The sequence below is a fragment of the Paenibacillus rhizophilus genome (assembly GCF_003854965.1).
Lineage (GTDB): Bacteria > Bacillota > Bacilli > Paenibacillales > Paenibacillaceae > Paenibacillus_AQ > Paenibacillus_AQ rhizophilus.
Genome location: NZ_RQPI01000005.1, coordinates 44,663 through 56,606, shown reverse-complemented (window position 1 = coordinate 56,606; position 11,944 = coordinate 44,663). Strand labels below are relative to the sequence as shown.

The following is an 11,944-nucleotide window of genomic DNA, read 5'->3' as shown; positions in this document are numbered from 1 at the left end:
GAAAGGGTGGGACGCTTGAAAAATGTGCTGGTTCATTTATTGAAAATGGTTGTTCTGGTCGCCGTACTTCTGCTCGTGGGGTTCGCTGTCGGGGAGATTACCGAATACCGGAGTCAATATTTCAAGTTCCCGTTCCCCGACAAGCTTGTTTTTCTTTACCCTCTTATTCCTTCCCTTTCCGGTTTGGTTATCGGAGCTGATACTTTGCTTCGGGAACGCAGCCGGAGAGGCCGCTGGACCTTTAACGGGTATCGGCTGATTTTTCTTGCTTTGCCTTCCCTATTGTTCTGCGTTTATCCCTATATGCCATGGGGAATGCGGTGGCTGCCCCAGGGTGGAGTTTATCTTGTGCTGACTTCTACTCCAATCAATGTAATCTCCGGTGTGCTGTTCGGATACTTTGTGATTACGAGTTTCGAGAAAAGGGATGCTTAACCTTTGATTCAAAAAAAAAAGGACTGCGGTAAAGATGCAGTCCTTTAATGCTGGAATTTCGTATTGCTTCTGGAGTACAGCACAATCGATCCGTCAAAATTCTTAAGCCGGACATACTCGTCGGAGAACATTTCAACAAGGCCGGAGCCGACGCGGGAGTACATGCCGTCCGAACCGATTTGCAAAGCAAAAACATACTTTCGCGCAAGTGCCGCGGTGAAAAATTCGGCGTTTTTCATAATGGTGTAAGGCATGACTTTCCCCTCCTGCTATTCATGGACCAGCCTATTGGAACGCGTTAATTTGCTAAATTATACATCGGTGTTTTGAAAGTTTCAATAGGTTTTCATTTTGGTCACATTTATGAAAAAAGGCAGGACAAAATAAAGCAGCGGCCGGCGCAAAGGAAATTGCGGCCGTCCCGCTGCTTTTTGAATCTGATGCTACTTTGTGCTTGTTCCGCTGCCGCCCGGGAGCGAATCACGGTTCCCGGTCAGGCTTTCCTCCACATTGTCCATTATGCCTCCGACGATATCTTCCACCTTGCCGGTTGCTCCTTCCCGTTCCGCTTTGCGGTTGTCGGGATCGGGTATCGGGTCAACGCCGCTTCCCTTGGGGTCCGTCAGCCTGCTCTTATCCTCCATGTATCTCATTCCTTTCTGCACAGGTCGCTGATTAGGTTATGCGAAAACGGTCTTTCTATGTACCGAGTAAACCGGATCAGGGAGATTGAACCAGCTAGGGCTCGCATTAGGCTCATAAGTACAAGGAATAATTATACAAAAAAGGGGCTGGCAATAGGCCAGCAAGAATTCACGATGCGGAGGTCAAGTTATTAAGGAAAAGTGAACCCTTGGACGGGAGGTGGACACTTAATCGCAAGCAGATACAGGCATAAACAGGAAAATGTCCCTTTTATTTTCTGCAACAAGGCCGTCCCGGACCATAAGCGGGAAAAGCTCCGGTTTATATAGTCATCTTCTTAAGTTTTTTGTAAAAACGCCTGAATAAAGGGGAGGAATTCCCTCCCAGGCTCTGCCCTGGCCCTTTTTTTGATAAATAAGAGGGAGGAATTCCATTTCATCCGCTCTACCATCTGATTTGCCGCGATCCGTAGGACGCAGCGGCTGAAATCTAGGATTTGAGCAGATGATATGCCTTACTCAATCGCGGAAAATGCTATCGATTGTGGCGATTTCATCCGCGCTCAGCTTGACGTCCAGCGTTTTGAGGTTGGCGATAACCTGCTCCGGCTTTTTGGCGCCGGGGATGAGCGCATCGATTTCGTTCCGGGTCAGATACCAGGCGAGCACGAGATCGGCAACTTCCGTTCCCTTCGCGGATGCGATTTCTCGTAGCTGGTCCACTTTCTCCAGATTGCGGACAAATGCCTCGCCGGCAAACAGCGGATTGTTTGCACGGATATCGGAGAAGGCCCTGTTCCGGTCGTATTTGCCGGCAAGAAGTCCGGAGGCCAGCGGGAAATATGGAATAAAAGAAATGCCGTGTTCTTTAGCATAAGGCAGCAAATCCTTCTCGGCTTGTCGAGCGAGCAGGCTGTATTCGGATTGGATGACATCCACATAGCCGTTCTTGTTCCCCTCGCGGAGCTGGTCGATGGTGAAGTTGGAGACGCCGATCGCCCGGATTTTGCCGGCTTCCTTCAGGCGCTGCAGCGCGCCGACGGCTTCGTCTTTGGGGGTGTTTTGGTCAGGGAAGTGAATGTAATACAGATCGATGTAGTCTGTTTGCAGCCGTTTCAGGCTGGCATCCACCGAAGCTTCCAGAAAGGCCGGAGAGTTGTCGAAGACCATCTCGCCCCCGACCGGCTTATGTGCGCCTTTGGTCGCGATCACGATTTGATCCCGATTTCCCTTCTCCTTAAGCACTTCACCAATCAGCTGCTCCGACCGTTCCGGTCCGTATATATAGGCGGTATCCAGAAAATTAATGCCATGCTCCAGGGCGGTGCGCACGAGCTGCTTGCCTGTCTCGTCGTTCAGATTCTGGAACAGGTTGTGTCCGCCCACTGCGTTCGTTCCGAGTCCGATGGGAGTAACATAAAGGTCTGTTCGTCCAAGCTGTTGTTTGTCAGGCATTGAAAGATTCATCTCCTTTTATATAGTTACTTATGAATTATAACAAAAGGAGTCAAGTTATGGTAATCCGAGTTGTCTAGGCGAGTACGCAGGACGCGAGGAAGCCCTTCCCGTAATCGAGAAGGGCTTCCTCATGTAAACTAAAATTAGATTCTTATAGTAAGGATTGACGCCGGAATGAACCTAGGATTGCAATGTGGACAACGCTTTCAATTTCCAGGCGACGATCTCTTTGAAGATGTCTTTAATGCTTAAATCTAAACGCCTTCTTTGGATCTTGAAAATATCCTCCGATTTGACGCTCACCTTTCTCCCGTAAACCGTGACTTCCCATTCATAACCGGATTCGGAGGCTTTCCTGGTTACGGTCATTTCGTAAGAGGCCTCACGCGCCTCTTCATTAATTGCTTGTACATCCCGGGATAAACGTTCCAGTCTTTCTGCAGTAGCGTTGTGAAATAAGAGAACCATAGCCGCCCCTCCTAAAATGTATGGTTGCATAACTTCATGAATCAGCGATCGTACCCGGCTGCGCTCACAAAGTGTATGCTTTTGTACTGTATATATGTATGATACCGGAACTTGAAGCGGGCGTGAAGGGATGTTTTTGTCGGAAAAATACGAATCCGAAAAATAGTCTAATGGTCCTGAAAAGCTGCATACTTGTCGTTCGGTAAATCGTTTACCTTCCTCTTAATATTTTAAATTTGACATATGAATCGGGTCTGCTCCGCTGTGTATCGACATATTGCACATCGACTTTAGAACAAAGGGGAGGTTTGTCGAAACGGTCCGGTAAATCTCATGTTTACAGTCTGCTTTTCCTGTTGTGTCTTCTTCATTTGTCATTTACTATGGATCAATAATGAAATCTCGGTACTACGCGGGATTGAGCAGGAAGGAGCCTACATCATGGCGAAGCAGAAATATTATGTGGTCTGGGAGGGCCGGAAGCCGGGGGTATACGCGACCTGGGCGGATTGCAAGCAGCAGACGGACCAGTTCACGGGTGCGAAATACAAATCCTATGAGTCCAAATCAGCGGCGGAGGAAGCGTTCCGGGTGGGGTGGAAAGGCAACTGGGGCCAAACGGGAACCGGAAAAGGCAGCCCAGGCGCCGGCGCTCAGGGAGGCTATTCCGCCAAGAGGTCGGTAACGCCGACACATGCGGAACCCATTGACTACGACAGTATTTCGGTCGATGTGGGAACAAGAGGGAATCCGGGTCCTGTCGAATATAAAGGCGTAGATACGCGGACGGGTGAAGTCATCTTCTCCTGCGGTCCAATCAGCAAAGGCACGAATAATCTCGGGGAATTCCTCGCTATCGTGCATGCGCTTGCGCTTTTGCAGAAAGAAGGCAGCGGTAAGACAGTATACAGCGATTCGGTCAATGCGATGAAATGGGTCAGGGAGAAAAAGGTTTCGACCACCCTTCCCCGCGATCATACGACGGAGGAAATCTGGGAACTTATCGACCGCGCAGTGAACTGGCTTCAGACGCATACATATGATAACAAGGTGCTGAAGTGGCAGACCCGGCTGTGGGGGGAGATCAAGGCCGATTACGGAAGAAAATAAGAGGAGCACGTCCTTCGAAGGATTGCTATTACCGAAGCCAATGGCTGATGGAATGAAACGCTATTCATGCGAGGCCAAAGGGATCGCTAATAGTGGTTAATTGAAAATATGGAATGTATACTATTCATAATAGAGGAGATGCGGAAGGGGAACTTTTTTATGTTTGGCAACGATTGGGATGAGGTGCTGCATGACGAGACGCAAAAGCCTTATTTTCAGGAGCTGCGTTATACACTGGCGAGAGAATACAAACAGTATACGGTTTATCCGCCGAAGGAACTGCTGTTCTCTGCCTTGAAGCTGACGTCCTACAGCGCGACTAGGGTGGTTATTTTGGGACAGGACCCCTACCACGGCGCGGGCCAAGCCCAGGGACTCAGCTTTTCGGTAATGCCCGGTGTGAAGATTCCGCCGTCGCTGCGCAATATTTATACGGAGCTGGTCAGTGATACGGGAGCTAATATTCCGAATCATGGATCGCTGCTGCACTGGGCGGAGCAAGGGGTGCTGCTGCTCAATGCGGTGCTGACTGTGCGCGAAGGCCAGCCCAATTCGCATAAAGGAATAGGCTGGGAAAGGTTTACGGATGCCATTATGGAGAAGCTTAATGAGAGGGACACACCGCTGGTATTCATTTTATGGGGCAGTCATGCCCAGCAGAAGGGCGCTTTTATCGACCAGAGCCGTCATAAAGTCATCCAGTCGCCGCATCCGAGTCCATTCTCGGCTCACCGGGGCTTCCTCGGCAGCCGTCCGTTCTCGCGGACGAATGAATTTTTGAACACTCAGGGTCTGGAACCGATCGACTGGTCCATACCGAATATATAGGACTGTTAAGGCAGGAAGGGGGCATTGGAATGAGACATTGGGTAGGCAAGCCGGTAATTGTATATCTTCGGGAGCCACAGTATGCCTCGATGAGAGGGGTGCTTCGCAAGTGGGATAGCGCCGCGGGGCGCGTCGTCATCGGCCATCAGGAGATCGGAGTTCCCATTCGCGATATCGTAATGATCAAGGCGCTTGCCCCAAAGGAACGGGCGCTCCCTCCGGTCCTGTATTCGGTCGGCTATATCATGAAGGACCGGCTTCAGTTTGACAACGCCGTCTATTTCAAGTCGGCGGTAACTGTATGGAAGGGCGACAGGCTGATTGCGCTCAACACTACCCTTGTCTCGCATACGAAGGGGGCGGTCACTTTGGAAGACGGAAGAACGCTGCTCAAGGGAACGCATCTGTTCGTTGTCCGTTCGCTTAGAGGCTAGGCTTCAGCTTAGCAAATTACATCAAAGAGCCTTGTCTGCCAATATGGCAGCCAGGGCTCTTTTTGCAATATCAGAAAGTATAAGCTTCGCGCTTATCCTTAACCTGATATTTTTACGAGAAACGGGTGCCTCCCTCTTCCAGAGGACGGCGAAGCCGTTTCTTCTTACATACACTCTATTTTTAAATGATGATTGTCATTTAGACTTCGTCCGTCCGCTCCGCAACGACAATTTCGTATACCCGCAGAAAAATAATTTTGGCGGTCATATAGACCGGCAGCGCAATCAGCACACCGATAATGCCGGAAAATTCACCGCCTACGAGTACAATGATTACCGTAGTCAGCGGATGGACATCCAGGGATTTGCCGTAAATGATCGGCGTCAGCAGGTTGTCCTGAATTTGCTGTGCAACGATGATAATCACAAGGGACCATAAGGCGGTCATGGGAGATTCGATAAATCCCACGATGACAACCGGAACCGCGGACAAAATGGCGCCGATGTAGGGGATGAAGTTCAGCGGCACCGAAACAAGGGCAAGCAGCAGGGCATACGGCAGACCGATCACAAGAAATCCGATATAGAGGATGGCGCCCAGAATCAGGTTCAGAATAACCCGGGTGACGATAAAGCTGCTGAGCGCCGAATCGATATCCTCCAGCGTCTCCTGCCCTTCCTTGCGGTATTTTCGCGGGACGAGGCCGAGTAGCATACGGGGCAGCTTGTGGCTGTCCTTCAGCATGTAGTACAAAATAACCGGCAGCGTGGCAATTACGACAACAATATTGGAAATGACGGTAATGAGATTGCTCATGGAGTTGGTTACCCAGGTTACCGCGTTTTGCAGATACTCGGTCAGACGTACGGTCAAATCCGATTCGCCCCGGAAGAACCTCGCAAACATCGGGTTCTGGCGCAGAAGGTCGAACTGTTTCTGGATGTCATGAACCAGATAAGGAAGATTGTCGATAAAATTCTGGATCTGATCCTGCAGCGTCGGCCAGACGGCAACCCAGAAAATGACGATCAACCCGATGAAAACCAGATAGATGAGCAGAATGGAGACCGAGCGCTTTAGCTTTCTTTTTTCCAGATGATTGACCAGCGGACGAAGCAGATAGTACATAAATCCGGACAGCATCATCGGCACGAGCAGGAGATTGATGATGGTTGCGATGGGCGAGAACAGAACGATGACTTTGGAGCCCAGATAAAGAATAAGCAGAAGGAATATGATTCCAAGTGTGGTACGGAAGAACTTGTTCTGCAGCAGCAATGGCGGTACCTCCTAAATAGATCAAATAGTATGTATATTTATAGCGGGTCTACTAATATAGTTAAACCCGGCCTTTCGGGTTCAATCCTGCGGATCGGAGTTAATATGACAATAGAGAACATCTGCGGCGCTATTGAGCTGACGTGCACGGCAGTTCTTGCTTGAGGGGAGGAGCATCTATGACCAAACTGGTCGTTGGCATATTCGGACATAAGACGGATGCTTCGCTGGCCATTCAGGATCTTCGGGGCAGCGGTATCAAAACCAAGAAAATTTCGGTGGTCGCCAAAGAAAAAAGCGTGGTCAGCGAGCTGAGCCGCGATACCGGCGTTGCTAAACCGCAGGAAGGACTGGGCAGCATCGGATTGTTCGGCACGGCGAAAGGGATCGCGATCGGACTGGATATGCTGCCGGACACGGCGGTTGCGGCGGGACCGGCGGCAGGGAGGCTCGCTGGCGCGGAGTTCGGAGATGATCCGGGAGAGGATGGAATCGTCGTCGGCCTGATCGGAATCGGAATTCCGAAAGAGGACGCCGAGGCATACGAGAAGCATGTGGATCAGGGACATGTGATCGTGATTGCCGCGCTTGAGCAGGCGGAGAGCGGGAGAGTCAGAGAGCTGTTCGAAAGGCATCAAGTGATCCCCTTGGAATTAGCTTAAACCGGGCGGCTGAAGTAGCTTGAAACAGAGCGGCGAACGAGCCAAAACAAGGCTATCTTTTCGGTCCGACGACCAAAGGACAGCCTTGTTTCATGATTTACCTTTTTTTTTATTCGTTTCAGCCTCAGTCGTTTCCTTGGCTTTTACGAGGGACAGAAAAGCAAAGAAATCGCCTAAAGCGACAAGCGCCGCAGCGATGATGGCATAATCTTCGGCGGACAGTTCGTCTTCCAGTGGGCTGTTTTTTTTACTTGCCACCTTCTCTCACCCGCTTCATCTGATCGTATGCTTCAAGATATGTCGGGCAGGATGAATACGGTATAGGCGAATGAGACGGATTTTGCATCGCCTTGAGCGCCTTGAGCAGGGCGGGTAATTTTGATTATACTTGAACTATCTGACAACCCACTGGCTAAAGGAGAATAGGCGATGATACTGCACAAAGGGGAGATTTTATTCCGGCAGGGCGACAGTTGCCATACGCTGTACCAAGTGAAGAGCGGTTTGTTCAAGGTGACAAGGCTGCATGAGAACGGAAATAGCGTGCTGTTCAACATCTTGTATCCCGGCGAGACGGTGCCCCACCATTCACTAATATCGCCTAAGGATGCTCATGGGACTGCCACTGCGCTTATGAGAAGCGAGGTCGAGAGCATCCCGGCATCGGAATGGTACCGCCAATTGCGGGAGGAACCCGGCAAGGCTATGGAGATTGCGCTGCTGCTGCAGGAGAAAGTAAGGTTCATGCAGACCCGTCTGGATCACCTTACGGTCGGGACGCCTGCCGAAAGGCTGGAACTGCTGAGCGGCTGGCTGGATGATTATTCGCATGGAGTCCCGTTGACTGAACTGCTGACCCAGGAAGAGATCGGACAGCTGATCGGCGTCCGTAGAGAGACCGTGAACAGACTGCTCCGGGGCTGAGGCTTGTTCTTTTTTCTGGAAGAACTTGTCATACTGTTTAGAAATGGCATCTTCCGTGGTATAATGATTCCAGAACATAAAACATAAGAGAAAGGATCAGGATACCATGTGTCCCCGAAGGACGAATTCCCAAAGGACGATTTGGAAACGTTATGATCTATCTTATACTTAGCTTCCCCGTAGAAGGTGTGTAAGTCACTTGACGCCGGACCGCCTCTACGAAGGAAGGGAATAGGTATGCGAAGGAGAAAGATCTCCGGTTCACCCCGTCGTAGAGGTTGGTGGGACGTTTAGCCGCCATTTACGATAAGGGGAATCGGTATGAGGAATCAAATCAGCGGTGCTCGTCTGCCGCTAAAATTAATTGTCAATCTGATCGGAACGTTTTTGCTAAGCTTTACTTACTATCACATCAACTATCAGAATCATCTCACTGAAGGCGGGTTCGTAGGCTTGTCGCTCCTCGGCAAGTATGTTCTGGGTCTGTCGCCTTCCATCACCGTATTGCTGCTTGATCTGCCGGTTCTGCTAATTGCGCTGGCGCTCAAAGGAAAAGGATTTGTCTGCAATACGTTTATTTCCGTAGGATCATTTACCGTATTCTACGGACTGATGGAGCGTTACTCGGGAATGATGCTCGATTTCCATGGCAATCTGGCACTTGCGGCGCTGCTTTCCGGTCTGCTGACAGGGCTTGGCTCGGGACTGGTGCTGCGATGCGGAGGCGCAAGCGGCGGAGACGACATTTTATCTCTGCTGATCAGCGAATGGAAGGGAATCAAGGTAGGTACGGTATTCATCATGATGGATATCGCCGTGCTGCTGCTCTCGCTCTTCTACATGCCATTTAGGGAGACCATGTACACGGCTATGGCGGTGATTGTGGCCGGTCAGGTTATCACGTTTACCACCACGCTCGGCAAGCCGAAACGCGGCAAGAAACTTCGGGTTCAGCCTGGAGCTCGAGGCCGTCAGGAAGCCGCAGCTGCAACCGTTGCGGGAAAACTATAATTCAGGAGGTCAGCCGAAACCGGCTGGCTTTTTATACGTATAGTTTATTGTAAGCGATGCAAAACTGATAGCTGTATGGTATCCGAAAAAAAGGAGGAGACAGCATGCTCAGGAAACTTATCGGCAAACTCATTCACTCCGTCGGACACTCAAAATATGAAAGACGCGGAGGTTCTTCGGACAGTTACCGAAGACCGATGGTCTACGGAAGGTCCTCAAGCAGCAAACACGGCTACGGAAGTGGACGCGGGCACGGCTATTACAAGAACAGACACGGAAGCTCCAGCTGAAGCCGGGCTGCCGTAACAAGAATTTTTGCGGAAACGGCTTGCGCCGCCCCTTTGTGGGACGGCGCAGGCCGTTTCTTCTTTATAAGATCGGAAAGCATATACTTTATGAATCCGTCGACTCCGACTCCGAATTGGATAAGGCCTGCTCTATTTCCCGAATGAACTCCCGGGATTCCGTATAACAATTCGATCCTTCCAGAAGTCTCAGCAGTATCCGCCGCATTCCCGGCGTAAGCTCAAGCTCTTCCGACCAGCTGCGCTCTTCGCTGCCCGGTATCGGCGTATAACCGGAATACAGCATAAAGAGAATGAGATGCCCGATATCGTGCAAATCGGAGGCTATGGCCGCGGGCATGCGCCTCGGCAGCCCGTCTTTATCCAGCTCGGGTTCGCCGTCGTCGCTCGATCTTTCGTCCCCGATCCGGCGGGCCAGTCCGAAGTCGATTAAATAAATATCCTCTCCCCGGAGAATGACATTCGGAATACGAAGATCGAGGTGGACAAAGCCTCGTTCATGCACATGGTTCACCCGCTTCATCAAATTCAAGGCAAAGCGCAGCGTGTCCTGCTCCCCGAATATGCGCCCCTGCTCGAAAATCAATTGTTCCAGCGTAAGCCCCTCTACATAATCGCTAACCAGCCACGCCGAGCCCGTTTCCTCAAAAAAATCTCTGAAGGCGGGGATATAGGGATGATCCAGCTGCCGCAGGATATCCCGTTCCCGCATTAGCATTTTTTTCCCAACATTCCCTTTGCTCGGTTTTGCCTGTTTGAGGGCTACCTGGCGATTCTCCAGCGTGTCCAGGCAGCGGTATGCTAGTCCGTAGCTCCCCATACCGATCCGGGACAGCACCTTGTACCGCTTTCCAATCAGCTCTCCCTCCTCCCGGGGATAATCCCTCCAGGCGGATAGAAATGCGCGCAGGCGTGCGAACAATGAACATCCCCCCAACGTTTTTCCGCCATAATGTGATCTTTCTGTTCATTATTGCACATTTCCCCAGGTATACTGCAAGTTCGGAAGGATGAGGCGAAATGCTTGCGTTAGGTATTCTTACCTGGAATAAGGCTTGCAAGTTTCAGAAATTACCGGCGATGTTTAAGCTACTAATAATGAAACTTTTAACCATCATTCTTTAAGGAGGCGAAAGCTTGGATCTGCTCGCAATTATCAAAGCCGTTATTTTGGGTCTGGTAGAAGGCTTGACCGAATTTGCTCCGGTGTCCTCAACGGGTCACATGATTATTGTTGACGACATGTGGTTGAAATCTCAGGAATTTCTCGGAAAATACACGGCCAATACGTTTAAGGTCGTAATACAGCTCGGCTCGATCCTTGCGGTCGTCGTCATCTTTAGAAATCGTTTCATCGATCTGCTTGGACTGAAACGCTTCAGCCGGGGATCGCTTGAGCCGGTCCCGGACGGCCAACCGCCGCAGATACATACGCCAGGCCGTCTGAGGCTTGGGCAGGTGCTGGTTGGTCTGATCCCGGCGGGTGTGCTGGGAATGCTGTTCGAGAATTACATTGACGAGTACCTCTTCTCGACGTCGACCGTGCTGATCGGTCTTGTGATCGGCGCCATATTTATGATCTGCGCGGATTTGTTCGCTCCGAAGCGTGTCAGGGCGCAGAGCGTTGACCAGATTACATACGGGCAAGCCCTTGGGGTCGGTCTGATCCAGTGTTTCTCACTGTGGCCCGGCTTCTCGCGTTCCGGCTCGACGATTTCGGGAGGCGTCCTTCTGGGCATGAGCCACCGCGCCGCCGCCGACTTCACCTTTATCATGGCGGTGCCCATCATGGCAGGCGCGAGCTTTATCTCGCTGCTCAAGAACTGGCAGTACTTTACGATGGACGCGCTGCCGTTCTTTATCGCCGGATTTATCAGCGCCTTCGTGTTCGCGCTGCTGTCGATGCGGTTCTTCCTGAAGCTGATCAACCGCATCAAGCTGCTGCCGTTCGCCATCTACCGCATCGTGCTGGCAGTGGCGGTCTATATTATTTTCTTTTAACCGGTTATTAGGTATTGCTATAGCTGGAGCCATTGCGGGCCGCGGGTTCTTGCCGTAACATAAATGGTGTACTCAACATTCAAGTAACTGACCATTAAATAACGGAAACGGGTGCTTGCCGGACAAGAGAATTCCGGAGGCTTAAAAGGGAAGCTCGGTGCAAAGCCGGCGCGGTCCCGCCACTGTAACGGACGAGTCTTCAGCCAGATTATGCCACTGTCAGCCCGGGCTGACGGGAAGGCCGCTGATGATGATGACGCCGCAGCCAGGAGACCTGCCTGTTTCGACGCACTGCTGTACCTACGGGAGATGGGAAGGTGTCAGATCGCAAACGTAATTTTAACGTAGGCGTCTTTCCCCTTGCGGTTTTGGGGGGAGGACGCTT

The 11,944-nt window shown here is 51.0% G+C and carries 16 protein-coding genes and 1 riboswitch; of the genes, 9 read left to right on the top strand and 7 right to left on the bottom strand.

The window, feature by feature from the left end; all coding sequences use genetic code 11:
• Positions 1-6: 6 nt before the first annotated feature.
• A complete protein-coding gene (locus EH198_RS11045; RefSeq protein WP_148091496.1) occupies positions 7-435 on the top strand; it encodes a hypothetical protein in 429 nt (142 codons plus the stop codon).
• A gap of 44 nt (positions 436-479) precedes the next feature.
• On the opposite strand, the gene EH198_RS11040 is transcribed toward EH198_RS11045, so the two are convergent.
• The 4 genes from EH198_RS11040 to EH198_RS11025 form a co-directional block, all read right to left on the bottom strand.
• Positions 480-689: a hypothetical protein gene (locus tag EH198_RS11040; protein ID WP_124695603.1), complete on the bottom strand. Its 210-nt coding sequence runs from the start codon at positions 687-689 to the stop codon at positions 480-482.
• Positions 690-878: 189 nt separating this feature from the next.
• Positions 879-1,088 (bottom strand): hypothetical protein, encoded by a 210-nt coding sequence (locus EH198_RS11035; RefSeq protein WP_221621513.1) that lies wholly within the window; start codon positions 1,086-1,088, stop codon positions 879-881.
• 510 nt (positions 1,089-1,598) lie between these two features.
• Positions 1,599-2,534, bottom strand: coding sequence for an aldo/keto reductase (locus tag EH198_RS11030; protein ID WP_124695601.1), 936 nt, complete (start codon positions 2,532-2,534; stop codon positions 1,599-1,601).
• Positions 2,535-2,717: 183 nt separating this feature from the next.
• A complete protein-coding gene (locus EH198_RS11025) occupies positions 2,718-3,005 on the bottom strand; it encodes a hypothetical protein (RefSeq protein WP_124695600.1) in 288 nt (95 codons plus the stop codon).
• A gap of 441 nt (positions 3,006-3,446) precedes the next feature.
• On the opposite strand from EH198_RS11025, the gene rnhA reads away from it, so the two are divergent.
• The 3 genes from rnhA to EH198_RS11010 all read left to right on the top strand — a co-directional run bounded on the left by rnhA (position 3,447) and on the right by EH198_RS11010 (position 5,377).
• On the top strand, positions 3,447-4,115 hold the full coding sequence (gene rnhA / locus EH198_RS11020; protein ID WP_124695599.1) for a ribonuclease H: 669 nt from the start codon (positions 3,447-3,449) through the stop codon (positions 4,113-4,115).
• A gap of 159 nt (positions 4,116-4,274) precedes the next feature.
• The gene (locus tag EH198_RS11015; protein WP_124695598.1) at positions 4,275-4,943 is read left to right on the top strand and encodes a uracil-DNA glycosylase; all 669 of its coding nucleotides are present in this window, start codon (positions 4,275-4,277) and stop codon (positions 4,941-4,943) included.
• Positions 4,944-4,972: 29 nt separating this feature from the next.
• The gene (locus tag EH198_RS11010) at positions 4,973-5,377 is read left to right on the top strand and encodes a hypothetical protein (RefSeq protein WP_124695597.1); all 405 of its coding nucleotides are present in this window, start codon (positions 4,973-4,975) and stop codon (positions 5,375-5,377) included.
• Positions 5,378-5,576: 199 nt separating this feature from the next.
• On the opposite strand, the gene EH198_RS11005 is transcribed toward EH198_RS11010, so the two are convergent.
• Complete coding sequence (locus tag EH198_RS11005) at positions 5,577-6,656, bottom strand: AI-2E family transporter (RefSeq protein WP_124695596.1); 1,080 nt, start codon at positions 6,654-6,656, stop codon at positions 5,577-5,579.
• Positions 6,657-6,835: 179 nt separating this feature from the next.
• Here EH198_RS11005 and EH198_RS11000 point away from each other — a divergent pair, with 179 nt between their 5' ends.
• Entirely contained in the window at positions 6,836-7,318 is a 483-nt protein-coding gene (locus tag EH198_RS11000) for a general stress protein (RefSeq protein ID WP_124695595.1), read from the top strand.
• A 90-nt stretch (positions 7,319-7,408) separates the two neighbouring features.
• Here EH198_RS11000 and EH198_RS24615 read toward each other — a convergent pair whose 3' ends face one another.
• Entirely contained in the window at positions 7,409-7,576 is a 168-nt protein-coding gene (locus EH198_RS24615) for a hypothetical protein (RefSeq protein WP_179036423.1), read from the bottom strand.
• Positions 7,577-7,747: 171 nt separating this feature from the next.
• On the opposite strand from EH198_RS24615, the gene EH198_RS10995 reads away from it, so the two are divergent.
• The 3 genes from EH198_RS10995 (at position 7,748) to EH198_RS10985 (ending at position 9,543) form a co-directional block, all read left to right on the top strand.
• The gene (locus EH198_RS10995) at positions 7,748-8,242 is read left to right on the top strand and encodes a Crp/Fnr family transcriptional regulator (RefSeq protein WP_124695594.1); all 495 of its coding nucleotides are present in this window, start codon (positions 7,748-7,750) and stop codon (positions 8,240-8,242) included.
• Between the two features lie 321 nt (positions 8,243-8,563).
• Complete coding sequence (locus EH198_RS10990; protein ID WP_124695593.1) at positions 8,564-9,253, top strand: YitT family protein; 690 nt, start codon at positions 8,564-8,566, stop codon at positions 9,251-9,253.
• 104 nt (positions 9,254-9,357) lie between these two features.
• Positions 9,358-9,543: a hypothetical protein gene (locus tag EH198_RS10985; RefSeq protein WP_124695592.1), complete on the top strand. Its 186-nt coding sequence runs from the start codon at positions 9,358-9,360 to the stop codon at positions 9,541-9,543.
• Between the two features lie 103 nt (positions 9,544-9,646).
• Here EH198_RS10985 and EH198_RS10980 read toward each other — a convergent pair whose 3' ends face one another.
• A complete protein-coding gene (locus EH198_RS10980; RefSeq protein ID WP_124695591.1) occupies positions 9,647-10,480 on the bottom strand; it encodes a serine/threonine protein kinase in 834 nt (277 codons plus the stop codon).
• Positions 10,481-10,695: 215 nt separating this feature from the next.
• On the opposite strand from EH198_RS10980, the gene EH198_RS10975 reads away from it, so the two are divergent.
• Entirely contained in the window at positions 10,696-11,559 is an 864-nt protein-coding gene (locus EH198_RS10975) for an undecaprenyl-diphosphate phosphatase (protein WP_124695590.1), read from the top strand.
• Positions 11,560-11,651: 92 nt separating this feature from the next.
• Positions 11,652-11,855, top strand: a riboswitch (cobalamin riboswitch).
• The last annotated feature ends 89 nt before the right edge of the window (positions 11,856-11,944 follow it).